Annotated in this window: 19 protein-coding genes; 9 read left to right on the top strand and 10 right to left on the bottom strand. The window is 69.1% G+C overall.

Annotated features, from left to right (window positions below; translation table 11 throughout):
* Positions 1–81 precede the first annotated feature (81 nt).
* On the bottom strand, positions 82–960 hold the full coding sequence (locus ABIA35_RS09395; protein WP_370338009.1) for a LysR family transcriptional regulator: 879 nt from the start codon (positions 958–960) through the stop codon (positions 82–84).
* An 80-nt stretch (positions 961–1,040) separates the two neighbouring features.
* Here ABIA35_RS09395 and ABIA35_RS09390 point away from each other — a divergent pair, with 80 nt between their 5' ends.
* Positions 1,041–1,445, top strand: a complete 405-nt coding sequence (locus ABIA35_RS09390) for a RidA family protein (RefSeq protein WP_370338007.1) — start codon at positions 1,041–1,043, stop codon at positions 1,443–1,445.
* Between the two features lie 58 nt (positions 1,446–1,503).
* A complete protein-coding gene (locus ABIA35_RS09385) occupies positions 1,504–2,256 on the top strand; it encodes an alpha/beta fold hydrolase (RefSeq protein WP_370338005.1) in 753 nt (250 codons plus the stop codon).
* A 36-nt stretch (positions 2,257–2,292) separates the two neighbouring features.
* Here the strand turns inward: ABIA35_RS09385 and ABIA35_RS09380 are convergent, their stop codons facing one another.
* Positions 2,293–2,886: a TetR/AcrR family transcriptional regulator gene (locus ABIA35_RS09380; protein WP_370357587.1), complete on the bottom strand. Its 594-nt coding sequence runs from the start codon at positions 2,884–2,886 to the stop codon at positions 2,293–2,295.
* Positions 2,887–3,022: 136 nt separating this feature from the next.
* On the opposite strand from ABIA35_RS09380, the gene ABIA35_RS09375 reads away from it, so the two are divergent.
* Positions 3,023–4,033 (top strand): oxygenase MpaB family protein, encoded by a 1,011-nt coding sequence (locus ABIA35_RS09375; protein WP_370338001.1) that lies wholly within the window; start codon positions 3,023–3,025, stop codon positions 4,031–4,033.
* On the opposite strand, the gene ABIA35_RS09370 is transcribed toward ABIA35_RS09375, so the two are convergent.
* The 6 genes from ABIA35_RS09370 to rpsO form a co-directional block, all read right to left on the bottom strand.
* A complete protein-coding gene (locus tag ABIA35_RS09370) occupies positions 3,988–5,496 on the bottom strand; it encodes an alpha/beta hydrolase (RefSeq protein WP_370337999.1) in 1,509 nt (502 codons plus the stop codon). The genes ABIA35_RS09375 and ABIA35_RS09370 overlap by 46 nt on opposite strands.
* Before the next feature lie 170 nt (positions 5,497–5,666).
* Entirely contained in the window at positions 5,667–6,110 is a 444-nt protein-coding gene (locus tag ABIA35_RS09365; RefSeq protein ID WP_370337997.1) for a hypothetical protein, read from the bottom strand.
* Positions 6,111–6,136: 26 nt separating this feature from the next.
* A complete protein-coding gene (gene dapB / locus ABIA35_RS09360) occupies positions 6,137–6,913 on the bottom strand; it encodes a 4-hydroxy-tetrahydrodipicolinate reductase (RefSeq protein WP_370337995.1) in 777 nt (258 codons plus the stop codon).
* On the bottom strand, positions 6,910–8,229 hold the full coding sequence (locus tag ABIA35_RS09355) for a M16 family metallopeptidase (protein ID WP_370337993.1): 1,320 nt from the start codon (positions 8,227–8,229) through the stop codon (positions 6,910–6,912). Before ABIA35_RS09355 ends, dapB begins: the two co-directional genes overlap by 4 nt.
* A 5-nt stretch (positions 8,230–8,234) precedes the next feature.
* Positions 8,235–10,454 (bottom strand): polyribonucleotide nucleotidyltransferase, encoded by a 2,220-nt coding sequence (locus ABIA35_RS09350; RefSeq protein ID WP_370337991.1) that lies wholly within the window; start codon positions 10,452–10,454, stop codon positions 8,235–8,237.
* Positions 10,455–10,788: 334 nt separating this feature from the next.
* Positions 10,789–11,058 carry a 30S ribosomal protein S15 gene (gene rpsO, locus ABIA35_RS09345; RefSeq protein ID WP_370337989.1) on the bottom strand — a complete coding sequence of 90 codons (270 nt, stop codon included), beginning with the start codon at positions 11,056–11,058 and terminating at the stop codon, positions 10,789–10,791.
* Between the two features lie 142 nt (positions 11,059–11,200).
* Between rpsO and ABIA35_RS09340 the strand changes: the two genes are divergently transcribed.
* From ABIA35_RS09340 to ABIA35_RS09325, 4 genes are all read left to right on the top strand, one after another.
* Positions 11,201–11,641, top strand: a complete 441-nt coding sequence (locus tag ABIA35_RS09340; RefSeq protein ID WP_370337987.1) for a hypothetical protein — start codon at positions 11,201–11,203, stop codon at positions 11,639–11,641.
* Positions 11,638–12,999, top strand: a complete 1,362-nt coding sequence (locus tag ABIA35_RS09335; protein ID WP_370337985.1) for a hypothetical protein — start codon at positions 11,638–11,640, stop codon at positions 12,997–12,999. The genes ABIA35_RS09340 and ABIA35_RS09335 overlap by 4 nt, the downstream gene beginning before the upstream one ends.
* Positions 12,930–14,036, top strand: a complete 1,107-nt coding sequence (locus ABIA35_RS09330) for a S8 family serine peptidase (RefSeq protein ID WP_370337983.1) — start codon at positions 12,930–12,932, stop codon at positions 14,034–14,036. The genes ABIA35_RS09335 and ABIA35_RS09330 overlap by 70 nt, the downstream gene beginning before the upstream one ends.
* 175 nt (positions 14,037–14,211) lie before the next feature.
* The gene (locus tag ABIA35_RS09325) at positions 14,212–15,564 is read left to right on the top strand and encodes an HNH endonuclease (RefSeq protein WP_370337981.1); all 1,353 of its coding nucleotides are present in this window, start codon (positions 14,212–14,214) and stop codon (positions 15,562–15,564) included.
* Positions 15,565–15,593: 29 nt separating this feature from the next.
* On the opposite strand, the gene ABIA35_RS09320 is transcribed toward ABIA35_RS09325, so the two are convergent.
* Entirely contained in the window at positions 15,594–17,483 is a 1,890-nt protein-coding gene (locus tag ABIA35_RS09320) for an EsaB/YukD family protein (protein ID WP_370337979.1), read from the bottom strand.
* A gap of 43 nt (positions 17,484–17,526) precedes the next feature.
* Between ABIA35_RS09320 and eccCa the strand changes: the two genes are divergently transcribed.
* Positions 17,527–21,564, top strand: a complete 4,038-nt coding sequence (gene eccCa, locus ABIA35_RS09315) for a type VII secretion protein EccCa (protein ID WP_370337977.1) — start codon at positions 17,527–17,529, stop codon at positions 21,562–21,564.
* Between the two features lie 26 nt (positions 21,565–21,590).
* On the opposite strand, the gene eccB is transcribed toward eccCa, so the two are convergent.
* Positions 21,591–23,093 carry a type VII secretion protein EccB gene (gene eccB / locus ABIA35_RS09310; RefSeq protein ID WP_370337975.1) on the bottom strand — a complete coding sequence of 501 codons (1,503 nt, stop codon included), beginning with the start codon at positions 23,091–23,093 and terminating at the stop codon, positions 21,591–21,593.
* Between the two features lie 20 nt (positions 23,094–23,113).
* Between eccB and ABIA35_RS09305 the strand changes: the two genes are divergently transcribed.
* On the top strand, positions 23,114–24,646 hold the full coding sequence (locus ABIA35_RS09305) for a hypothetical protein (RefSeq protein WP_370337973.1): 1,533 nt from the start codon (positions 23,114–23,116) through the stop codon (positions 24,644–24,646).
* Position 24,647: the final 1 nt, after the last annotated feature.

Raw genomic sequence — 24,647 nt, 5'->3', positions numbered from 1 at the left:
TACACCGGCGGGTTCCGGACCTGTCACCGATCTGTACCTGTCACCGAATCTGTATCTGTCATCAATAATCTGTATCTGTCATCAATCACCGGTCAGCAGCTCCAGGAACCCGGTCACCGCCGCACTGTCCGCCACGCCCTCGGGAGTCGCGGCGAACACCGACCGCGGCGCGACCTCCCGCGGATCCAGTGCCACCACGACCACGTCCGGCCGCACCGACGCGGCCGCCAGCGCCGGGACCAGTGTCACGCCGAGCCCGGCCGCCACGAAGCCCTGCTTGGCGGACCATTCCAGGACCACGTAAGGGATCAGCGGCTGGAACCCCCCGTCCTGCACCCCGGCGATCAGCGTGTCCTGCGAGCGCGGCTGGCCGGCGATCCAGTTCTCGCCCTCGAGATCGGCCAGCGACAGCATGTCCCGGCCGGCGAGCCGGTGGCCGAGCGGCAAGGCGACCGACAGCGGATCGTCCATCAGCTTGCGCAGGGACACGCCCTCGAAAGCCGGCTCGGGCTGTGCCGTCCCGATCACCGCCAGATCCAGATCCCCCTCGCGGACGTCCACGACCAGCCCGCGGGTCAGCCCTTCGGTGTGCGTCACGGCCACCGCCGGATGCACCCGGCGGAACTCCGCGACGGCCCGCGGGATCAGGGCCATGTCGGCGGTCGGGATCGCGCCGAGCCGGAGCCCCCCGCCGCCCATCGTCCGGACGGCCCGCACATCGGCCACAGCGGCCCGCAGACGGCCTACGACGGCCGTCGCGTGCGGTATCAAGGCCCGGCCCTCCTCCGTCAGCCGTACGCCCCGTGGGAGCCGGTCGAACAACGGCGCGCCGACCGATGCCTCCAGCACGGCTATCTGACGCGATATCGCCGACTGCGTGTAGCCGAGCGGACTGGCCGCCGCGGTGAATGACTTTCGATGGGCGACTTCCAGAAAGACTTCGAGCAGCGCGGTGTCCATGGCCGGCCATGCTAGCTCCGCATGAGTTCCATGCGAACTATTCGCTTCTGGTATCCATGCTCGCACCATAGCTTCGGCCCATGACCGTTTTCACTCTCGACGACCCCGCCGGCGTCCCGAGCTCGCCGCGCAAGGCCTTCTCCAACGTCGCCGTGATCCCGCTCGGCGAGCGCACGCTGCTGATGCTGGCCGGCCAGGTGGCATGGGACGACGAGCACCGGATCGTCGGCCCCGGCGACCTGCGCGCCCAGACCCGCCGTGTCATGGACCTGATCAGTCAGGTGCTGGCCGCACACGGCGCGACGCTCGCGAACGTCGTCAGCCTCCGCACATTCCTGACCGACATCTCCCGGATCCGCGAGTACGGCGAAGTGCGCGCCGAGTGCTTCCAAGGACTGCCCGCACCGACCAGCACCGCGGTCGAGGTCTCGTCGCTCTTCATGTCGGAGGCACTGATCGAAGTGGAGGCGACCGCCGTCATCTGAGACCAATTCGAATCCGTTTTCTCAGGTCAGCGGCCCGCGACAGGCCTATCCTGGCTGAGTGCCATCGGTTCGAGTCCGCGACATCGACGTCTACTACGAGATCCACGGCGACGGCCCGCCCCTAGTGTTGATCGGCGGCCTCGGCGCGGATCTGACCGTGTTCGCGCCCTTCACCGAGCTGCTGGCGCGCAGCTTCCGCGTCCTCACCTTCGACAACCGCGGCGCCGGGCGCAGCGACAAGCCGGACGTCCCGTATTCGATCCCGATGATGGCCGGGGACGTGGACGCGTTGATGGAAGCGCTCAACCTGCCGCGCGCGCACGTGGTCGGGGTGTCGATGGGCGGCCGGATCGCCATCGAGCTGGCCGCCGGCCGCCCCGACCGCGTCGACCGCCTGGTGCTGATCTCCACGGCGGCGACCGGGACCGGCCGGCTGCGGATGTCGCTCCCGGCCCGGATCCTGGGGCTGGCAAAACGCCTGCGTCTCCTGCCCGGAGCCGGAGAGGTCCATCGGCAACCGCATTACGCGCACCAGCGCCAGGTCGCCGCCAGCACGTCGTACGACGGTGCCGACCGGCTGGACGCCATCGTGGCGCCCACACTGATCCTGCACGGACGCCGCGACCGCAGCGTGACGCCGACCGCCGCGCTGGCCACCCGGGTCGGCATCCGCGATTCCGAGATCGAGTTCTTCCGCGGCGGCCACATGTTCTTCCTGCTGACGCAGCGGGATGGGGTCGTGTCGCGGATCGAGGACTTCCTGCAGGACTGGCGCGACCGGCGCTGGCCGTCGAGCCTGGCGCAGATTTAACCCACTAGGCAGAGCTTTAACGCACCAAGCACAGCTCTAACGCACAAGCCCCACCGCAGCACGCAGTCCCTTTACGAAACGGACCGGTTCATACCTCTCCGGATCGGTCAGCACCAGCCGCGCAGCCATCTCCGCGAGCGTCACCACGGTGTGCGCGATCAGTTCCGGATCGAGATCGGCCGGGGCGTCGAAGGTCCCCGTGATCCACCGGCCCAGCTCCTCCGCCGAAGCCAACACCAACCCCCGCGCCTCTTCGCGTACCGCAGTGAACTGCGGCGGCATGTCGGCCGTCGGCAGGACGATGCAGGACCACCGCTCCGGTGCCACCCGCACGGCGGCCAGGAAGCCGTCCAACGCCTCGGCGAGCACATCCGCCGGATGCGCGCCGGCTGCCAAGCCCTTACGCAGCGCCGGCAGCAGTCCCACCAACTGCTCCAGCGCCGCTGCCTGCTCTCGCTGTAGCAGTTCCCCCAACAGCGTCGCCCTGTTCGCGAACACTCCGTAGACCACAGGCTTGGTGACCCCGACAGCCGCTGCCACGGCCTCCATCGTCACCGCGGCATGGCCGTCCCGGACCACGATGCGCAGCGCGGCATCCAGCAACTCCTCGCGACGCTGCTCGATCGGCACCCGGGGCGCGTACTCGCGCCGCCGCCGCCCGTTCTCCGTCGCCACACCCGGCCCCTTTACAAAGCTACGCCCGCGTAGCATATTGCTACGCGCCGGTAGTAATTCCCGGCGTCCACTGTATAAGGAGGCACACCCGATGCCCCACCCCAGCGCCGAAGACGTCCCCGTCTCCCCCGACCGCGGACCGCTGCGCAGCCTCGACAACGGTTTCTTCGGCCCGGACTCGGTGAGCTGGAAGGTCTGGACGTCCCCGACCTCGCTGATCGGGTTCCAGCGCGCCGTGGTGCTCGAGCACTTCGATCCCCCGCTGGCCGCCGCGGTCGCCGACAGCGGCGGCATCTACGAGGATCCGCACGGCCGCCTCGACCAGACCCTCGCCTACTTCCTCACGGTGGCCGTCGGCGACAGCCGCACCGTGATTCAGGCCGCCGAATTCCTGATGCGCGTCCACGCCAAGGCCACCGGCGTGGAACCCATTACGGGGAAACGCTATAGCGCCAACAACCCGGAATCCCAGCTGTGGATTCACATAACGGGATGGCACAGCGTCCTGAAGTGTTACGAGCTCTATGGCCCCGGCCGCTTGTCCAAGGCCGATGAGGACCGCTACTGGGCCGAGTGCAGAGTCGCCGCCGAGCTCCAGACCTGCGATCCCGCAGACATCCCGCGCAATCGCGAGGAGGTCAAGGCGTACTTCGAGAAGGTGCGGCCGCAGCTGTGTTCCTCAGAGCGCGCACAGCGCGGGATGCACTATCTACTCTTCCCGCCGCTAAGGAAAGTGGGCTTCCGCGTCTGGGCCGCGTCCCGCTTCACGGCGATTCTGAGCATCCATTCGCTGCCTACATGGATGCGTCGCACAGGTGGTTTCCACCAGTGGCGGCTTATAGATCTCGGCATCCGTGTAGCGCGGCCGTTCATCCGTATAGGAACCCGCATCGCCAAGGTACCGCGTGTCGGCATCACGGTGATCTCACCGGTCGCTCCGGTCACCGGCAAAGTTCTGCGGCAGCACTACAGATCAGCGCCACCGCAGAACTCCGCGATCGTCAGTCCGACGCAAGCCCGCGAACTCCACGGCACGACGGGCTCACGCCGTCCCGGTCAGCAGGCTGTGCCGGGCGCCGGCGGCGCGGCGTTGACGATGTAGTCGTCGACGTGCGCGTCCAGGCACGGCGATCCGTTGCCGCCGTAGGCGGTGTGACCGTGCGAATCCGAGGTGAGCAGGACTCCGTTCGCCAAGGAGTCGGCGACGTGGACACCCCACTGGTAGGGCGTGACGGGGTCGCCGACCGAGGACACCACCAGGATCGGCGGCGCGCCGGGAGCGCGGACCACGTGCGGCAGATCGGTCGCCGGCCACGAGCCGCAGGGCAGCGCCATGGTCGCGCGCTCGGCGCCGAGGTGCGGCGACGCGGCTTCGGAGGCTGCCAGGAGCGGACCGTAGGCGCCCGCTCCACTCGGCCATGGCCGATCGGTGCAGAACAGCGCGGTGTCATCCTGGTATCCATCGGTATAGCCGGTCACGGTCCCCGGCGCTCCTTGCGTGCGGCTGTTCCACAGGTCCGCCAGAGCCAGGAGTTGGGTGCCGTCACCGTTCGCCGCGGCTGAGAGTGCAGGACTGGTCATCGCGTAGAAGACACTCGGCGCTACCGCGTTCAGGCGCAGGGCCGATGCCAACTCCGCCGGTCCGACTGTCCGCGTCGTCCCCTGAGCCGGCAGCGGCCTGGTCTTCACCTGCCGCTGGAGCTTGTCGATCAAGGCCATGATGCCGGCCGGCGTGGAGGCTGGACAGGTGACGCCCGGCGTCGTGGTGCAGACGTCGGAGTAGTGCTGGAGCTCGCTCTCCTCGGACGCCGCACCCTCCACCGTGATCTGGGCAGCCGTGAGGGAAGGGTCGAAGATGCCGTCCAGGGTCATGGTCCTGATGCGGCCGGGGAACAGCTCGGCATAGATGAGCCCCTGGTAGGAGCCATAGGAGTAGCCGAAGAAGTTCATCTTGTTCTCGCCGAGCAGCACCCGCAGGATGTCCATGTCCCGCGCGTTCGCGATCGATCCGAGCTGGCCCAGCAGGTCGGGCACCGAGTTCGCACGGCAGGCCGCCGTGAACGTCCGTCCGGCCGTGACCAGCGCCTGGACTCCCCGCGGGGTGGACGGTGCGGGATCCAGATGGGTGAAGGCGTCGATCGCCGCGGTGTTCCCACAGGTCACCGTGGGATCGCCGCCCTGGATGCCCCGCCGGTCCCAGGAGACGACGTCGAAGTCCGCCTGCACCGAGGCGCCGAACGAGGACACGTCGCCAGGCAGGTCCGCCAGCCCTGAATCGCCGGGGCCGCCCGGGTCGAGGATGAGGCTCCCGACGCGATGCGCCGGATCGCCGGCCGGCTTCTTGATCACCGGCAGCCGGAAGTCCCCCGCGTCGGGCCGGCCGTAGTCGCGAGGCACGACGAAGGTCGCGCACTCGTACGCCGGGATCCCCGCACACGGCTGCCAATCCAGCCGCTGCCCGTAGTACCCGGCAAGCGGCTCCGCTCCGGCAGCAGCCCTAGCAGGCGCCGCCATCCCGGCCACGACCAGGGCAATCGCCCCGAGCGCCGCCAATTGTCTTCGCATTTCTGCCTCCCCGTGTATGGGGCCGGCAGAACGCCGACCGCCGCGAGGGAGGACGAAGCGGGTTTCGCCGATCGTTGCGGCCGTGACCAGATCGATATAGCGGCGTTACGGAAAGCGACGGACCCGGGAGCGCTGATCAGCTGTGCAGCCGGATCAGCAGCGCAGCCCCATCAAGCCTGCAACCGATCCAGCTCGATGGCCTTCCGCAGCGCCTTGCGCGCGCGGGACCTGTCCCGCGCGTCGTTGTGCGCCAGGGACAACCGGTACCAGCCGCGCCAGTTCTCCGGATCGGCCTCGACCTCGGCCTTGCGCTTCTCGAAGATCTCGTCGGCGGCCTTCAGATCCGGTCGGCCGGAGGGCCGCCGCGGAATCTCCTCCGTGGGCCACAAGCCCTCGGCCTCCAGCCGGGTCCCGAGGCGCGAAGAGGCGTTGCCCATCCGCACCTCGGTGACCACGAACCAGGCACCCACGACCGGCAGCATCAGCACGCCGATCCCGAACAGCACCAGCACCGGCTTGCCGGTGGCCACCAGCCACACCCCGCGCTGGACGGCCAGCAGCAGGTAGAAGCACAGGATGACGACCAGGATCAGGGCCGTGGTGCGGGTGCGCATGAGCTTTTCAGTGCCTATCGGAATCTCTACAGGTCCAGCAACGCGTCCAGGCCGACGGTCAGGCCGGCCGGCAGCGTGCCGGTCTTCTTGCAGGCCAGCACCACGCCGGGCATGAACGAGGCGCGGTCCAGCGAGTCGTGCCGGATGGTCAGGGTCTCGCCGACGGTGCCGAGCAGGACCTCCTGGTGCGCGATCAGGCCGCGCAGCCGGACCGAGTGCACCGGGATGCTCTCGACCACGGCGCCCCGCGCGCCGTCGAGCCCTGTCTTCGTGGCGTCCGGCATCGGCGCGCTCCCGGCGGCGGCGCGGGCCTCGGCGACCAGCTCCGCGGTGCGGGTCGCGGTGCCCGAGGGCGCGTCGACCTTGTCCGGGTGGTGCAGCTCGACGATCTCCACGCTCTCGAAGTACGGCGCCGCGGTGGCCGCGAACTTCATCATCAGCACCGCGCCGATGGAGAAGTTCGGGGCGACCAGGACGCGCACGTCGGTGCCGTGCAGCAGAGCCCGGACCTGGTCCTGCCGGGCCTCGTCGAAGCCGGAGGTGCCGACCACGACGTTGATCCCGTTCCGGGCGCAGAACTCGATGTTCTGCATGGTCACGCCGGGGTGCGTGAAGTCGACAGCGACCTCGGCGCCGGCGTCGACCGCGCGCTGCGGGTCGTCGTCGACGTCGATCTGCGCGACCAGGTCCAGGCCCGGCGCGTCCAGCACGGCGCGGCAGACGGCCTGCCCCATCCGGCCGGCCGCCCCGAACACCGCGACCTTCACGATGCCCTGGCTCAGGGCGGGAGTCGTACTGGTCATCCCAGGGCCCCTTCGAACGATGACGCATCCTCGTAGTCGCCGATGACCGCGATCGCCGGGGGCTGCCGCAGGAACTCCTCGGCGACCTCCTTGACGTCCTGCAGCGTCACCGACTCGACCCGCCCCAGCAGCTCCTCGATGGTGAGGTGCTCGCCGTAGACGAGTTCGTTCTTCCCGATCCGGGTCATCTGCGACCCGGTGTCCTCCAGCGAGAGCACCGTGGAGCCGCGCACCTGGCCGATGCCGCGGCGCAGCTCCTCCTCGGTGACACCGCCGTCGGCCACCTTGGCGACCTCGTCGCGGCAGATCTTCAGCACCTCGGTGAAGTTCTCCGGCTGGCAGCCGGCGTACACACCGAACATGCCGCAGTCGGCGTGGTGCGAGGAGAAGCTGTAGACCGAGTAGGCCAGCCCGCGCTTCTCCCGGACCTCCTGGAACAGCCGCGAGGACATGCCGCCGCCGAGAATCGTGGACAGGATGCCCAGCGGATAGCGGCGGCGGTCGTTGCGCGCCACGCCCGGCACGCCGAGCACCACGTGCGTCTGCTCGGTCTGCTTGGACACCAGGCGCAGGCCCGAGTGCGCGACCCCGCAGTCGCCGCCGATGCGCGGCACGACCGGTTGCCGGTCGGCGTCCCGGACCCCGCGGGCCTGGGCGAACGCCGCGTCCACCAGGGCCACCACCACGTCGTGGTCGAGGTTGCCGGCCGCGGAGACCACCAGGTGGTCGTCGGTGTAGTGGGAGTGGTAGTACTCGGCGATGGCGTCCCTGGTCAGGGCGTTCACCGACGCCACCGAGCCCAGGATCGGCCGGCCCAGCGGGGAGTCGCCGAGCAGGGCGTAGGCGAACTCGTCGTGGATCTGGTCGGCCGGCTCGTCCTCGGTCATCGCCATCTCCTCGAGGATGACGTTGCGCTCGGAGGCGACGTCCTCGGGGCGGATGAGCGCCGAGGTGACCAGGTCGCAGATCACGTCGATGGCCAGCGGCAGGTCGGTGTCGAGCACGCGCGCGTAGTAGCACGTGTACTCCTTGGCGGTGAACGCGTTCATCTCGCCGCCGACCGCGTCGAGCGCCGCCGAGATGTCCAGCGCCGACCGCTTCGCCGTGCCCTTGAAGAGCAGGTGCTCCAGGTAGTGCGTGGCGCCGGACTCCTCGGCGTGCTCGTCGCGCGAGCCGATGCCGGTCCAGATGCCGAACGTCACAGACCGAACGGATGGCATGGTCTCCGTGACCACGCGCAAACCGCCGGGCAGGACGGTGCGGCGCACAGTGCCGCTGCCGTTCTGCCCGGCGATCAGGGTCTCAGCCGGGTTCAAGAGGATTACTCCGCCTTGGCCTCGGCCGGCTTGGCCTCATCCTCGGCATCCGGCAGCACCGGGATCAGGGACAGCTTGCCGCGGGAGTCGATCTCGGCGATCTCCACCTGCAGCTTGTCGCCGACCTTGATCACGTCCTCGACGTTCTCCACCCGCTTGCCGCCGGCCAGCTTCTTGAGCTGGGAGACGTGCAGCAGGCCGTCGCGGCCGGGCATCAGGGAGACGAACGCGCCGAAGGTCGTGGTCTTCACCACGGTGCCCAGGTAGCGCTCGCCGACCTCCGGCATCGTCGGGTTGGCGATCTGGTTGATCGTGGTCCGCGCCGCCTCGGCGGCCGAGCCGTTGGCGGCACCGATGTAGATGGTGCCGTCGTCCTCGATCGTGATCTCCGCGCCGGTGTCCTCCTGGATCTGGTTGATCATCTTGCCCTTCGGGCCGATGACCTCGCCGATCTTGTCCACCGGGATCTTCACCGTGATGATGCGCGGGGCGAACTCGCTCATCTCGTCCGGGACGTCGATGGCCTCCATCATGACGTCCAGGATGTGCAGGCGGGCGTCCTTGGCCTGCTTCAGGGCGGCGGCCAGGACCGAGGCCGGGATGCCGTCCAGCTTGGTGTCCAGCTGCAGCGCGGTGACGAAGTCCTTGGTGCCGGCGACCTTGAAGTCCATGTCGCCGAAGGCGTCCTCGGCGCCGAGGATGTCGGTCAGCGCCACGTACTCGGTCTTGCCGTCGATCTCGGCCGAGACCAGGCCCATGGCGATGCCGGCGACCGGGGCCTTCAGCGGCACACCGGCGTTGAGCAGGGACATCGTCGAGGCGCAGACCGAGCCCATCGAGGTCGAGCCGTTGGAGCTCAGCGCCTCGGAGACCTGGCGGATCGCGTAGGGGAACTCCTCGCGCGGCGGCAGGACCGGGACCAGGGCGCGCTCGGCGAGGGCACCGTGGCCGATCTCGCGGCGCTTGGGCGAACCCACGCGGCCGGTCTCACCGGTGGAGTACGGCGGGAAGTTGTAGTTGTGCATGTAGCGCTTGCGCGTCTCGGGGTTCAGCGTGTCCAGCTGCTGCTCCATCCGGAGCATGTTCAGCGTGGTGATGCCCAGGATCTGGGTCTCGCCGCGCTCGAACAGCGCCGAACCGTGCACCCGCGGCACGACCTCGACCTCGGCGGACAGCGGACGGATGTCGCGCACGCCGCGGCCGTCGATGCGCACCTGGTCGCGGATGATGCGCTCGCGCACCAGCTTCTTGGTCAGGGCGCGGAACGCCCCGCCGATCTCCTTCTCGCGACCCTCGAACTGCTGCGCGAGCTTCTCCACGACCAGCGCCTTGACGCGGTCCAGCTCGGCCTCGCGGTCGTGCTTGCCGGCGATCGTGAGCGCGTTGGCCAGCTCGGCCTTGGCGGTGGCGGTCACGGCCTCCAGGACGTCGTCCTGGTAGTCCAGGAAGCGCGGGAATTCCGCGGTCTCCTTGGCCGCCTGCGAGGCCAGCTCCTGCTGGGCCACGCACAGCGCCTTGATGAAGGGCTTGGCGGCCTCCAGGCCGTCGGCGACGACCTCCTCGGTCGGGGCGGTCGAACCGCCGGCGACCAGGGACACGGTCTGGCTGGTGGCCTCGGCCTCGACCATCATGATCGCGACGTCGCCGTCGTCGAGCACCCGGCCGGCCACGACCATGTCGAACACGGCGTCGGCCAGCTCGGTGTGGGTCGGGAAGGCCACCCAGCGGTCCTGGATCAGCGCGACGCGCACGCCGCCGATGGGACCGGAGAACGGCAGGCCGGCCAGCTGCGTGGAGGCCGAGGCGGCGTTGATCGCCACGACGTCGTACAGGTGGTCCGGGTTCAGCGCCATGATGGTGGCCACGACCTGCACCTCGTTGCGCAGGCCCTTGGCGAAGGACGGACGCAGCGGCCGGTCGATGAGCCGGCAGGTGAGGATCGCGTCCTCACTGGGCCGGCCCTCCCGCCGGAAGAAGGAGCCGGGGATACGGCCCACGGCGTACATGCGCTCCTCGACATCGACCGTCAACGGGAAGAAGTCGAGCGAGTCCTTGGGGGACTTCGAGGCGGTGGTCGCCGAAAGGACCATCGTCTCCTCGTCCAGATAGGCCACGACAGACCCGGCAGCCTGACGGGCCAGCCGGCCCGTCTCGAAACGCACGGTGCGCTGACCGAACGGACCGTTGTCGATCAAAGCCTCGGTGGTGAAAACACCCTCGGACAAGAGGTACTCCTCAGTTCGAATGCGGCGGACTGAAGAGGACGCGTTTGTCGTGGGCCCACGCCGCCGTGCGGCGGCCCGGTCTTCGATCGAAGCCCCCGGGCGTAGAACGTCCCGAGGGCCACTACCGAAGATCGGCGCCCAACCGGCCACTTCGACGCGAGCCACGTCGCGCAGTGCCTCTTCAGTTCCCTAAAACGTATGGAACTTTTCCGGTACCCACTCTAACCGGAAAAGTCATCAGCTTGGTCCGGCCCAGCACCCACCGGGTACACGACAGGAGCGGTCCGTGACGAACGGACCGCTCCAGTTCACAGCACAAACAACCCGGCCGAACCTACCGCCGCAGGCCCAGCTTCTCGATCAGCGCGCGGTACCGCACGATGTCGGTCTTCTGCAGGTACCCCTGCAGCCGCCGCCGCTGGCCGACCAGCAGCAGCAGCCCCCGCCGGCTGTGGTGGTCGTGCTTGTGGAACTTCAGGTGCTCGGTGAGCTCGTTGATCCGGTACGTGAGCAGCGCGATCTGCACCTCCGGGGAGCCCGTGTCGCTCGCCCCGGTCCCGTACTCCTCAACGATCTTCTTCTTCGTAGCAGCGTCCAGGGACACAGTGACTCCTCGTAAGATTGTGGTCGCTGAGCGCCCCCGGTCGTCTCCACGGGGAACCACACAACTCGCGGCCGCGTGCCAACGCTACCACCCCGACCACACCCCCAAGCCCAAAGCCCCACCCGGGGAGGCCCCACACCCCATGAGCACCACAACCACAAAAACAACCACCCCCACCTTCCACACCTGCCTGGACCACCTGGCAACCCTCCGCCGAGCCCTGGCCGACCTGGAATCAACCCTGTCAGCCCCCCACGCCCACCACTGGCCCACCATCGACCCCACCCTCCACACAGGCCCAGCGGCGTGGCGCACAGAGAAAGACGACGCCGCCACATATGTATATGGACTGCTGAACGAAGCCGACCCCCTAGGCAACACCCACACAGACCTGGTCCACCACCTCCAAGCCTGGTACCACCGCATCCACGAAACGGTCACCGCATTGACAACCTACGCGGAGCGCACCCGCGCGACATACGCCGCCGCCGACGACGCGGTCGCGACTGCTGCCGCCGCCGCGATGCGGGCAGCGGAGGGTGACGTGAACTGCTTGGGCGGCTTGGGCGGAGCGATGCCGTGAGCGAATCCCAGTTCGAGTACGGCCACTTCACCCTCGACGAGCTGCGGAGCCTGGCGGCTTCGCCGCAGGTCGGGACTATGCAGGCTATGCCTGCGTCGTTTCGCGCCCTGGCCGACCGGGTCGGAGAGGTCGCGGACTTGCTTTCGCACGCCCAGGCGGACTTGCCGAACTGGTGGCGGGGACAGGCCGCGGAACAGGCGGCGGCAACGCTGGGGCGTGCCGCGGCTGAGGCTCGAGATTTCCACGGAAGCGCCCTGGCCGCTGCCACTGCTGTCGGCCGGTGCGCGCAGGTCGTCGCTGAGCAGCAACATCAGATGATGAACGTACCTGACCTGCCAGAACCCGGCGTCACTGCTGTGGTCCAGCGTCCCGCTACGCCATTCGAGGCACTTGAAGCAGCGCGGCAAGACGCCAAGTATCAGGCGGCGCACGAGCAAGCCGTGCAGGTGGTCAACGGCATCGCTGCTCAATATGTAGAAACCCGTGGGCAGCTTTCAAACGTCGGATTCGAATTTGATAAAGGTTTTACCCCCGCCGAGGAATCAAAGATGCTCAATTCGATGGGAGATTCCGGCAAGAGCGATTCACTGACAGCAGAGCCACCTGCGGCCGGGCTTCCGCAACCCTACGAGCGTCACCGCCTACCCCCAAGAGACACTGCAAATAGTCTCAACACCTCCTTCAAGAGGCGCGCGCCGCTGGTAGCCCTTCACGGTGACCACCAAGCTTCCGACTCGATCCCCCTTGAGCCTTCATCGGGCAGCAAAATTCAACATGGCGAGAGTACCTTAAACTTGATCAGCACTGCCACTTCACATAAGTTCCCCGCAAAAACCCTGGGCGAGAATAGTGAGGCCTCAAGAGCGGTCCATGATGCCCCTGCCGCCATCACAGGAACAGCGTTAACCCGCCCCACCGGCGATGACGCATTCGTAAGTAGCGTGCAGGAAATTCACGCAGAAGGTAAAAAAGTGCGGACCCCAGAGGAGACCCACCATCAAAACCGTTCACCCATCACAACGCGCACAAAGTCCAACCACCAAACAACTGACGTCGCTAACGCAAGTTCATCTTCAGCAACGACCGAAACCCACTTCTCGCCCCAAAAAGCCGACGACGATGCACTTCCACCTCGACCTATGCCCCAGCAGACCTATCAGTCGCAGCACGATGGGACCAGCGACGAAACCGCGCCTATGGTTCCTCCATTTAGCAGCGTAGGTTCCATACACCGTACGCGCGAAGAACGTAATCCTCGTCCGGAATATCTCAAAGAGCGAAAAAGCGTATGGCTACCCAACACAGTCGCAGCACCCGCCGATGGAGTCATCGGTCCAGACTGGCCCAAGCACCTCTAGTAATTGGGCTTACCGTGGTGCCAACGTACCTTGCTAGCACGTCAACAGATACTCAATGGGCCCTACGCTATCTTCAAGCCAGCAAAGTCTGGAATATTACACGTGGAGCGCGAACGGTCGTTGCAGTCGTCGATACCGGAGTTCAGTCAAATAGCGACACCACAATCAATCTTCTTACCGGCGCAGACTTCTCAGACGCAACCGGCGCCAGTATTGGAGATGGCCGTCTCGATAAGGATGGCGACGGACACGGAACTGGCGAAGCATCAATTATCGGAGGCGCCGGAGCGAGAACACTCGGACTATCGCCCGAGTCGGGTATTCTTCCAGTGCGAGCCACAGATGGTTCTAGCAGTGGTTTGATTTTTGGCGTCGCCCCAGCAATCGAGTTCGCCGTTTCACGCAAAGCATCAGTAATTAACTTAGCTTTGGGGTTCGACCGGGACGACCCTGACATCCATCGTGCGGTTCAGGACGCCCTTGCCCATGATGTCGTGGTCGTGGCGGCCGTCGGAAACGATGGGAGCTCGCAGCAGTACTATCCGGCGGCGTGGCCTGGGGTGGTTGGTGTGGGGGCGATTGATAGTTCGGGGGAGGTGTGGAGTCAGTCGAATACGGGGGCTGATGTGGCTTTGGTGGCGCCGGGGGTGCATATTATGCGGGATGATAATCGGGGGCGGGTGGGGTATTCCGATGGGACTTCGGAGGCTACCGCCTATGTTTCTGCTGCGGCTGCTTTGGTGCGGAGTGCGCACCCGGGGTGGAGTGCTGCGGAGGTTGTTGCGGCTTTGGAGGGGACTGCTGATAAGCCTGCTGCTATGCGGGGGGCTGCTCGGGATGATCGGTATGGGGCGGGGATTTTGGATGTTTTGGCGGCTGTGCGGCTCGCTGCGCCGCCGGTTGTTGGAGGTGTGGTTGGGGCGCCCGTGCGGCGGGCCGGCGGTGGGTGGGGGTGGTGGTGGCTTGTTGGCGGGGGTGCGGTGGGTGGTTGTGGGCTCGTTCTTGTTGGGGTGCGGCGGTGGGTGCGGCGGGCGTAGTGCGTCGCGGGGGGGGCGGGGCGGGTGGCTTGGTAAGGCGTGTCGTGGGTCTGATTTGAGGTCTCTTATATGACTTGTTTCGAGAGAGTCGTTTGCCCTACATAGACCATTTACGCCAGCTATCGTTGGTCCTGTCAGAACAGGCGTGCGGGGAACACGTCGAAGGGACACGACGATGGTCAACCCGCTGCGCCAGCTCAGCGATGCCACGACCTGCCTCGCGGGGCTGGATCCGCTCGCTTATGACACGAGCGGCAGCCTGGCTGTCGCGCGGGCTGCCGAACAGGTCTCGCGTGCGGCTGAGGGGGTGCTTGTTCGGTGTGTCCGGACGTGGCATGACCGTGGTGATCCGGTGCAGACGCCGGAGACTACGCGGGAGGAACTGTCGTGGCGCGCCACTGATGCCGCCCGGAAGGCCCTGATCGTTGATCTGGGGCGGACTAAGGGTGATGCCGGGCGGTTGATTGCCACGGTCAAGGCGCTGAGGAAGGATCCGGCGACCGAGGATGCGCTGCGGACCGGTGACATCTCTGCTCCGCAGGCCAGGATCATCGCCGAGACTCTTGCTGCGCTCGTGCACCAGCCGGACGAGGTCGTCGACCGGGTTCGCAGGGCGCTGATCGCTCGGGCGATGGCTGAGGGGGCCGAGAGCCTGCGGGAGCATGCCGAGGATGCCGCTCATCGGGTCGCGCCGGCCACCGCGCTCAATCGGGCCAGGGTGGCCGAGGAGAAGCGGGGGTTCCATATGACCCCTGTGCTCGACGGCTATGTGCCTGGTGGGTTTCTGTCCACCACGGGTGGTGATGCGTTGCTGACGGCCTTGGACGCGCTCGGCGATCCGCGAGCCGGTGGCGCTGACGAGGTGGCCGACGGTGCCGAGGACCTCGCGAGGGTCCGGGCCGATGCCCTGGTGCGGCTAGCCGAGGACCGGCTGCGGTCCGGTGACCTGCCGCAGCGCCACAACGGCCCGACGACCATGACCATCGTCATGCGGGCCGACACGGCGCAGGCGCTGCCGGGGGCGCCGGGGGCGCGGACGGGGCGGGGGCGCGCCGTTCCCGCGGCGGAGGCGCACATGTTGCGGTGCGAGGCCGCGTTGCGGGCGGTGCTGGTGGACGGCGAGGGCGAGGTGTTGTGGCAGGGGCGCAAACGGCGGCTTGCCACGCGGGCCCAGTACGAGGCCATGGCGGTGCGCGATGGGGGCTGTACCGCGCCGGGGTGCGGGCGGCCGCCGCGCGAGTGCGATGCGCACCATGACATCCCGTGGGCTGCGGGCGGTCATACCGACCTGGACCAGATGCGCCTGCTGTGCCGTCGGCATCATCGGGAGTTGCATGACGAGCTCTGGCAGCGACAGCACGGCTGGCAGGAGTCGGAGGTTCGGACGTACAACGAGCAGCGCCGGTTCCAGAAGCCGCGGGCTCCCTGGTACACGGACACGCCGGCCTGGTATCCCGGGCCGAGTCCGTGGCGGCCTGATGCCGCGGAGGCCGTGGCGGGTGCCGGGGTCGCGGGTGGTGAAGCGTGATGACCGGGATCGTTCGGCGGCTGCGGAGGTCAGCCCTTCAGATTGCGCACCTGGCCGTATACGCCAAGCACGGCCATCAGCACCGGGAGCACGGCGAGGAAGATCACGCCCTCGAGCAGGTCGACGGCGCGGGCCCAGCGGGGCGGCATGATCGGCTCGGAGGTGCCGCGGCGGGGGCGGATCGAGGCCAGGCCGAGGGCCAGCAGGGCGATCACGACCAGGAACGGGGCCAGCCACATCGCGCGCAGGTCGGGGACCGCGTTGGCGGCCATGGCGATGAAGGCGATCACCAGGCCGGCCAGACCGCTGAGGGCGAGGGCCAGGACCTGGGCGCGTTCGCGGAACAGGCGCGCGCGGCACAGGGTCACGCCCGAGACGAGGAGCGCGAGCGCCTGGCCCCACACCGTGTGGGAGGCGTCCGATGCGGTCTGCATGGCGTCGATCGGGGTGACGAGGAGGGCGACCGAGAGCACCAGCAGCGTGCCGACGCCCGCCGTCAGCCCGGTCAGGACCTCCAGGGTGCGGGCCACGCGCAGGCCGACCACGTAGTTGTTGACCGGGGAGCCTTCGAAGTCGCCGGGTTCCACGCCGCTGGTCGGGGGTTCGATGACGAAGCGGGCGGCGGCCATCGCGGCGAACGGCAGCAGTTCGATGACCAGCGCGCAGACCGCGGCGACGACGGCGATGCCGGAGGCCGGGCTGGCCTTGGTCACCAGCAGGCCGATACCAGCACAGGTGGCGACCAGCCCCACGGTCGCGCCTGCCACCGGCACCGCGATCCGGCGGCCGAGGCCGATGATCGCGGCCAGGGCCATGACCAGGACGGTGGCGGCGCCGGCCAGGAAGTGGGCGCGGCCGAGGCCGTGTCCGGCTGCGGCGTCGGCGGGCAGCAGACCGGTGCCGGCGATGAAGGCATAAGGGAGCGACGACGCCGCGAGTACGGCTGCCGCCGTGTAGTCACGCTGATGGTGCGCGCCGGTCGCCCAGGCCATCGCCTCGGCGACGGTGGGCCAGGCCGCGAGGCTGCCGAGGCCGCCGTCGCGGACGCTCTTCGCAGCCCGGGTCGCCGTGGCGCTGCCGAGAAAGTGGGTCGCGGTGGGCCGGGAGTCGGGATCTTCGGAGGCGAAGGACGCGAGGTCGAAGGTCATCGTCGTGTTGGCGGAGCCGTCGTCCGGATCACCGGACGAGTAGCCGTAGTCAGCGGTGGGCTCGCCGTAGTAGCCGTCCGGTCCTTCGCCTCGCGCCGGGGGCTGATTCACTCGATCGTGTCTGCGCTCGGGACGGTCACGATCCGGAGGGCCGGACGGAGCGCCCGGGCCCGCACCGTCTCCGTACCCGTAGTAGCTTCCGCGCCCGACAGCAGACCGGTCGTACCGCGCGCGCCGGATCGCGACGCCGAACAGCAGCACCGTGATCGCGCCCGCGACCATGCCCTTCCAGCCGTGGAACGTCCCGGTGTTGGAGAACCAGAGCACGCCCGCGCCGAGCGCCGAGGCGACGACGACCACGGCCAAGGCCGTGGCGCGCAAAGCGGCCGTCGTCCACTGCGAACCGCCGGCGATGACCGCTTGGGCGACCACGTCCGCGATGTCGTCGTGGACCGCGACCTCGGGGAGGTCGTCGGCCGGGCGCAGGCGGAGTACGCCGCCGTGGAGCACGCCCTGCTCGGTCAGCGACGCCGCGGTGTCCAGCGGCTCGCCGTCAGCGCCGGTGAGGACGTAGCCGGTCAGTGCGGCAGCGAGGGCGGCGGAGGTCGGGAGCGGGTCGCCGACCAGCCGCAGGAGTTCCGGGAGGAGTTCGGCCAGTGGCACGTCCTCCGGAAGCGCCACATCGACGCGGCGGGTGGGCGCGATGACGGTGACCCGGCAGTGGCCGCCGACCGCGACGGGCCGCCCGGCGACCCCGGAACCTGCAGTCATGCCGTTATGGTAGCCAGCCGGTCACTCCGAATACCCTTCACCAGTGAGTACGACCTCTGTCACCCGCGGACCGCGTCGCCCGTCGCCGGAAATGCCCAGCGGCACCGTGGTCCTCCAGCCGCCGCCGGAGGTGCCGCGCGGGGGCGGGGAGGGGCACTGGGCCCTGAACCTGCTGCCGATGGTGGCCGGGCTGGGATCCGTGGTGTTCTTCTTCATGCCGGGTGCCAATGCCCTGATGATGATCGTGGGCGGCGTGACCTTCGCCTCCAGCCTGGTGTTCGGGGCGGTCACGGCGGTCCGGCAGCGTGCCGGGGGCACGAGCCGGCTCGTCGACGCCCGGCGCGACTATCTGCGGCATCTCGCGAACATCCGCTCGGAGGTGACGGCGGCGACGCGTGCCCAGAAGACGGCGGCGAGCTACGCCCATCCGGATCCGGACCGGTTGTGGAGCCTGGTCGCCCTTCGCGAGCGCCTGTGGGAGCGGCGGCAGTCCGATCCCGACTTCCTGACCGTGCGGATCGGGCGCGGCGCAGCGCGCCTGGCGACGGAACTCGTGCCGCCGGAGACGGCTCCGATGCAGGAGCTGGAGCCGATGTGCGCGGACGCCTTACGCCGGCTGCTCGCCGTCCACGGCACGGTGCCGGACCAGCCGGTCTCGATCCCGCTGCGCTCGATCGCGCGCCTGGTCGTGAGCGGCGGACCGGGGCCGTCGGCGGTGTGCGCGCTGCTGGCGCAGCTGGTGACGTTCCACTCCCCCGACGACCTCAAGATCTGCGTGATCGCGGACAGCGACCGGGTCCAGCGCTGGGACTGGCTCAAGTGGCTGCCGCACGTCCAGCACCCGAGCGCGCAGGATGCCGCCGGTCCGCAGCGCATGATCTACGACGACCGGACGGACGCCGAGGCGGGCCTGGAGCAGCTGCTGGCCGAACGGCCGCGGTTCACGGGGATCGTCTCGCTGCTCGACCGGCCGCACGTGATCGTCCTGTTCGACACCGCCTTGGCGCCGTTGTCGGACTCGTATGTCTCTGCCTCCGCTTTGTCCTCGTCGACGGGATCAGCCGCGTCGTCCACTCAACTGATCTCCGACAGCGGTCTGCTCGGAGTGACGATCGTCGAGATCGGCGGGGCGGGTGCCGCGCGCCCGAAGCGGAACCAGATGGCGCTGCACATCACCCTCGACGGCACCGCGGCGGTGGAACTGCCGGACGGCCGGGCCGGCTCCGACGAGCGTGCCTTCCCGATCCGGGTCGACACGCTGACCCTGGGGCAGGCCGAGGCTCTGGCCCGCCAGTTGGCTCCGTTGCGGCTGTCGGCGGGAGGCGGGGACGAGCCGCTGTTGTCGGCGCTGGAGTTCACCGACCTGCTCGGGATCGAGGATGCCGCCGAGATCTATGCGCCGAGCTTGTGGCAGCGTGGCTCGGCCTCGCCGCACGACCGGTTGCGCGCGCCGATCGGCGTCGGCGAGGACGGTCAGCCTGTCGTGCTGGACCTGAAGGAGGCCGCGCTCGGCGGTATGGGCCCGCACGGCTTGTGTGTCGGCGCCACCGGTTCGGGGAAATCCGAGCTGCTGCGCAGTCTGGTGTCGGCTCTGGCCCTGACGCATTCCAGCGAGCAGGTGAACTTCATCCTGGCCGACTTCAAGGGCGGTGCGACGTTCGCCGGGCTGGCGACCCTGCCGCATGTGGCCGCGGTGATCACCAACCTCGCGGACGACCTGACGCTGGTGGACCGGATGCGCGACGCGCTGACCGGCGAGCTGAACAGACGCCAGGAGTTGCTGAAGCGTGCCGGGAACGTGAAGAACGTGCACGACTACGACCGGGTCCGCGCCGCCGATCTGGTGCCGCTGCCGTCGTTGCTGGTGGTCGTCGACGAGTTCTCCGAGCTGCTCACCGCACGGCCGGAGTTCATCGAGATGTTCCTGCAGATCGGCCGGATCGGGCGATCCCTCGGTGTGCATCTCTTGTTGGCCTCGCAGCGCTTGGAGGAAGGACGGCTGCGTGGGCTGGACACGTTCTTGTCCTACCGGCTGGGATTGAAGACGTTCTCGGCCGCGGAGTCACGGGCCGTGCTCGGTGTCTCCGACGCCCACAACCTGCCGAGCGTGCCGGGGTCCGGATACCTGAAGTTCGACAACGAGTCGATGGTCCGGTTCAAGGCCGCGTATGTGTCCGGGCCGTATGGAAAGGCCAAGGAGACCGCGGCACCGGCGGCGCGCAGCGCGCTCCACCGGAAGCCGGTCTGGTTCACCGCGCTGCACCAGGCGCCGGTCGTGGCGCTGCGGGCCGGGTCGGCCGAGCCGGATCCGAGCGACCCGGCCTCGGTCACCGCGCTGGACGCGGCCATGGGGTACCAGAAGACGTCCGCGACGGTGCTGGACGTGATCGTGGACCGGCTGACCGGCTTCGGCCCGGCGGCGCACCGGGTCTGGCTGCCGCCGCTGGCCGAGCCACCGACGCTCGAGGCGTTGCTGCCCGGGATCGAGGTCACCACCGAGCGCGGACTGTCGGCGACGCGCTGGTACGGGACGGGTCAGCTGCGGGTGCCGGTGGGCATCGTCGACCGGCCGGCGCTGCAGCGTCAGGATCCGCAGGTGCTGGACCTGTCCGGGGCCGGCGGTCACGTGCTGGTGGCCGGCGGGCCCCGGTCCGGGAAGTCGACGACGCTGCGGACGCTGGTGTTCGCACTCGCGGTGACGCACACCCCGGCGCAGGCGCGCTTCCTGGTGGTGGACGTCGGCGGCGGGGCGCTCGCGCCGCTCGCCGAGGTGCCGCATGTCTCGGCGGTCGCCGGCCGGGCGAATCCCGACCTGGTGCGACGGATCGTCGCGGAGGCGGTCGGGGTGCTCGACCGGCGCGAAGCCGCGGGCGGGACGCAGGCCGAGGCGGACCAAGGGCAGGTGTTCTTGGTCATCGACGGGTGGTCGGCGTTCCGGGCCGAGTTCGAGGCGCTGGAGCAGGACGTCGTGGACATCGCACGGCGCGGGCTGGCGTTCGGCGTGCATCTGTTGGCATCGACCGGGCGGTGGGCCGATGTGCGGGCCCCGTTGAAGGACGCCGTCGGGACACGGCTGGAGCTACGGCTCGGTGATCCGATGGAGTCGGAGATGGATCGGCGGGCGGCGGCGGAGGTGCCGCAGGGAGTGCCGGGCCGAGGCGTGACACGGCAGAAGCTGCACACGCTCGGCGCGGTGACGGCCGTACCACCGGAGGAATTGGCCGCGGCGATCGCGAAAGCGTGGCGAGGGCCGGTGGCGCCGCCGGTGCGGATGCTGCCGTCGCAGGTTGCCTATGACGAGGTGGTCGCGCACGGACGAGCAGACACGGGAGGCCGGACCAACGCAGGCGTGGTGATCGGGATCGATGAGGCCCGATTGCTGCCGGTGGCGCTGGACTTCGAGGCCGAGCCGCATTTCGTGGTGTTCGGAGAAGGCGAGGCCGGCAAGTCGAACTTCCTGCGGATGGTGGCGACGGGCCTGGTCGAGGAGGTCACGGCCGGACGGCTCGAAGCCCGGTTCATGGTGATCGACTACCGCAGGAGCCTGATGGGCGTGGTGCCGGAGGAGTTCAGCGCCGGGTACGCGGTCGCCGGGCCGGCGGCGCTGTCGATGATGTCGCAGCTGGCCGAAGCGTTGCGGGACCGGTTGCCGGGACCGGACGTGACCGCGGAGCAGTTGCGGACGCGGAGTTGGCGGACCGGGAAGGACGTGTACGTATTCGTCGACGACTACGACTTGGTGGCGTCGCCGACCACGAATCCGCTGGGACCGCTGGTGGAGCTGCTGCCGTACGCGCGGGATGTGGGGCTGCACGTGGTGATCGCGCGGAACAGTGGCGGGGCCGGGCGGGCGATGTTCGACCCGGTGTTGCAGAAGCTCCGGGATCTGAATACCGCCGGGTTGCTGCTCTCCGGCGACCGGGAAGAGGGACCGCTGGTCGGCGGGGCGCGGCCGAGTCGACAGCCGGTGGGGCGGGGGCAGTTGGTGCGGCGGCGGGGCGGGACGGTGCTGGTGCAGACGGCTTTGGTACCGGAGCCGCAGTGGGACGCGGTGTACCAGGGTTCAACAACCGACGGGTAGGTGGGGAGGATCAGCAGAAGAAAGAATCACAAGCCGAGGCTGCCGGAACCCGCAGTATCGGAGGAACCAGCAGCACCGGAGAAACCAGCGCTATTGGTGGAACCGGCAGTACCGGAAGGGCCACCATAGTCGCCGGCACTGCCATCAGCAGGCTGACCCGCCTTCGCCGGATCCAACGCCGGCCCCAGCGGCACCAACCGCAGCCACGGCGCCGGCACCTCGCACGAAGCGATCCCGTCGTACCCCAACCGCATCGCCGCCGCGCCTACCAGCTGATAGCGCAGACCGGTGTCGGTCACCAGGTAGTCGGGGGCCGTCGCGGGGTCGCTGCCGGACTCGCGCACGATCGTCCCGTGCCCGGCGTGCACCACCACGACCGTGCCGACCGCCGCCAGGGACTGTGGCAGCGAGGAACGCACCGCCACCTCCACGTGCGCGCGTCCCTGCTGGTCGAAGACGCCGGAGAAGGTCGCGCACAGGACAGCCGCGCCGCCCTCAGCGCTCTGCGAAGCCGCTGAGAAGTGCGGTGGGAGGGCCGGCCACGACAGCGTCTGCGAGGCCGCCGTCGTCACCAGCATGTCCGGGGTCACCGTGCCGGGCGGCAGGGTGGTCTCGGTGAACCTGAACTCGCCCAGACGGGGATCGCGCCGGTAGAGGTCGTACATCGTCGGTGTCACGGCCGCGATGCCGTCACCGGTCACGAGGTAGTACTCCACGACCGCACCGTCGGGGCCGAGGGTGCGGCCGAACATGCCGATGCGGTTGAAGCCGTCGGGGGCCGGGCGCGGGTCCGGGCCGCCGTAGTGGCCGGAGATGGTCGGCACGCCCAGGACGTCGCCCGCCGACAGGCCGCCCAGCCATGCCTCCGGGACGTGGCGCGGCCTCACCGCGCCGGTGCCGAAGGCCGCCGCGACCGAGGCCCGGTCGCCGACTCGGTACTTCAGACCGTCCTCGACCACCCACTGCTGGCCGGATTCGTCCTGGACCAGGAGGGCGTCAGGGCCCGACAACACGCCCGGGTCGGCGGGGCCGCCGACCGTGAAGCCGATCTCGACCGCTGTCTTGCCGGTCGGGGTCACACAGGCCGACCAGTCCTTCAGGTCCAGGTCGCCGGCGGCCGGCAGCGAGCCCGGGACCCGCGCCAGGCCCACGGCCGGACCGACATGCTGCAGAAACGGTGCCAGCTGCGCGGGCTTCGGCTGCGCCAGCTTCGGGGTCGGGCCGAGCATCAGCTGCGCCGACGTCGAGTTCAGGACCGGGTGCAGACGTCCGTCGAGCATCACGTACTGCGTGCCCGAGCCGTCGGCGATCAGGTCCTTCTGCCACGCGTCCTTGGATCGCGGATGGAGGTAGCCGATCACGCCGGCCGTCCCGAGGGCGACCACGACCACGATCGCGGCCACGAACGTCGCCCGGAACGGACGCGGCGCCCCTTCGCCGACGCCGTCCGCACCCGGCCGCAGCAGTGCTCCGATGACCCGGCGCCGCGAGAATTCCGCCGCGGTCAGCTGCTCCTTTCGCGTCGCCATTCCCCGTACGATACGTCCTCATGCGGACCTTCGCTGGCATGGGTCTGGTGCTGGCGGGCCAAGTCACCGCCGCGAGTGGTGTGGCCGCGGCCTGGCGCCTGCGAACCCGCCGCAAACAGCTGGAAACGGCGGCAGCCGACACGCCGTCGGTGGCGTTGAGACTCGGCGGCGCGGACATCGTAGAGCTGGATGATCAAAAGTCACATAAAGGCTGGAATGAGAACTGGAACAAGAACTCGAAGAGCTTGAACTCGAACAGCTTGAAGCGGTCCAGGCCGCCGATTCCCGATCATGTCAGCGCCGTCCTGGAGATCGAGCCGGTGGACGCCGTCCTGCCCTCGGCCGACCCTCCGGCGCCGATCCCGCCGCGGATCCTGGCCGGCCTGCGCGAGGATCCGCTGCTCGGGCTGGCAGACGTGCGGCTGGTCCAGCACGTCCAGCCGACCGGCGCCGGGCTGCCGGAACGCTCCCAGGCCGGCGCCTCGTACCAGAGCCTCAACCAGGACGTCGCCCGCCGCCTCGGCACCGAGCCGGTTCCGGCCGTCCGCCTGACCTGGCTGGCGTTCCGCCTGGAACTGCCCGGCAGCCGCCGCCAGACCCTGGCCGCCCGCGCCGCCGGCCCGATCCTGGCGCGCGGCGGCGGCATCACGGGAGCGCACCGGACGCTCGACAAGGCCACGCGGGCCGCGTCGGCGAAGCTCGCGCTCGCCGGCTATCGCACGATCACCCTCGCCGACACTGACTACACGACGCATACAGACGGTGATTGCCGGCCCGGTTCCGGCAACGACCTGGCCGAGACCCGCGCCTGCCCCGATACGCATAGAGATACAAACAGCGCAGGCAGTAGAGGCAGTACAGGCAGCAAAGGCAGCGCGGGCAGTTCAGGCAGCAAAGGCAGCACGCACAGCACCGACAGCAGCACACGGGCAGCCCCCGGAGGCGTGCTGATCGGCATGGACCCGGCCCATCGCCCGGTGACGCTCGGCTTGTTCCACCGCACGACCCTGAGTACCGCGATCATCGGCAGTCTGCACCTCGCCCAGATACTGGCTCTGCGCTGTGCCGCGGTAGGCGCCCGGGTGATCATCGAAACCGCACGCCAGGGCGAGTGGGACTCAGTCCTGCTGCACTCCGGCCTGGACGCGGCGCGCCTGATCGTCCAACCGGTCGGCCGTCCCGTCGGCCACCCCGGCTGGCCCGCGCCGAGCATGGCCACGCCGCTGCTCGTGCTGCGGGACTGCGGTGCGCGGCCGCCCTACGCGGAGGTGCCCCGCGGGCCCTGGACTTCGATCGTGACCCTGCTCCCCTACTTCGATCCGCGCACCGCCGGCTATCTCCGCGATGCGGATCTGGTGGGCCTGCAGCGGTTGCCGCGCGAGGAGGCGGCGATGGCGCGGCATGTGCTGGCGCTGCCCGACAAGGACACCGCCGCGTTGGCCGACCTGCCCGATCCGATGGTGCTGTGGCGTTCCCGAAAGCGGACCACGCGCTATTGCGAGTTCGCGCCGACGAAGTGGGAAGAGGCCTTCCTCGGCGAGCCGCTGCGCTGAG

The sequence above is a fragment of the Catenulispora sp. MAP12-49 genome (genome assembly GCF_041262705.1).
GTDB lineage: Bacteria > Actinomycetota > Actinomycetes > Streptomycetales > Catenulisporaceae > Catenulispora.
This window is presented reverse-complemented; position numbering and strand designations above follow the sequence as displayed.

Excerpts from the sequence above, each read along its gene's own strand:
- ABIA35_RS09365 (WP_370337997.1), bottom strand. The coding sequence starts at position 6,110 with ATGCGCACCCGCACCACGGCCCTGATCCTGGTCGTCATCCTGTGCTTC.
- ABIA35_RS09325 (WP_370337981.1), top strand. The coding sequence starts at position 14,212 with ATGGTCAACCCGCTGCGCCAGCTCAGCGATGCCACGACCTGCCTCGCG.
- ABIA35_RS09330 (WP_370337983.1), top strand. The coding sequence starts at position 12,930 with ATGGCTACCCAACACAGTCGCAGCACCCGCCGATGGAGTCATCGGTCC.
- ABIA35_RS09390 (WP_370338007.1), top strand. The coding sequence starts at position 1,041 with ATGACCGTTTTCACTCTCGACGACCCCGCCGGCGTCCCGAGCTCGCCG.
- ABIA35_RS09305 (WP_370337973.1), top strand. The coding sequence starts at position 23,114 with ATGCGGACCTTCGCTGGCATGGGTCTGGTGCTGGCGGGCCAAGTCACC.
- ABIA35_RS09320 (WP_370337979.1), bottom strand. The coding sequence starts at position 17,483 with ATGACTGCAGGTTCCGGGGTCGCCGGGCGGCCCGTCGCGGTCGGCGGC.
- ABIA35_RS09370 (WP_370337999.1), bottom strand. The coding sequence starts at position 5,496 with ATGCGAAGACAATTGGCGGCGCTCGGGGCGATTGCCCTGGTCGTGGCC.
- dapB (WP_370337995.1), bottom strand. The coding sequence starts at position 6,913 with ATGACCAGTACGACTCCCGCCCTGAGCCAGGGCATCGTGAAGGTCGCG.
- ABIA35_RS09340 (WP_370337987.1), top strand. The coding sequence starts at position 11,201 with ATGAGCACCACAACCACAAAAACAACCACCCCCACCTTCCACACCTGC.
- ABIA35_RS09395 (WP_370338009.1), bottom strand. The coding sequence starts at position 960 with ATGGACACCGCGCTGCTCGAAGTCTTTCTGGAAGTCGCCCATCGAAAG.
- ABIA35_RS09375 (WP_370338001.1), top strand. The coding sequence starts at position 3,023 with ATGCCCCACCCCAGCGCCGAAGACGTCCCCGTCTCCCCCGACCGCGGA.
- eccB (WP_370337975.1), bottom strand. The coding sequence starts at position 23,093 with ATGGCGACGCGAAAGGAGCAGCTGACCGCGGCGGAATTCTCGCGGCGC.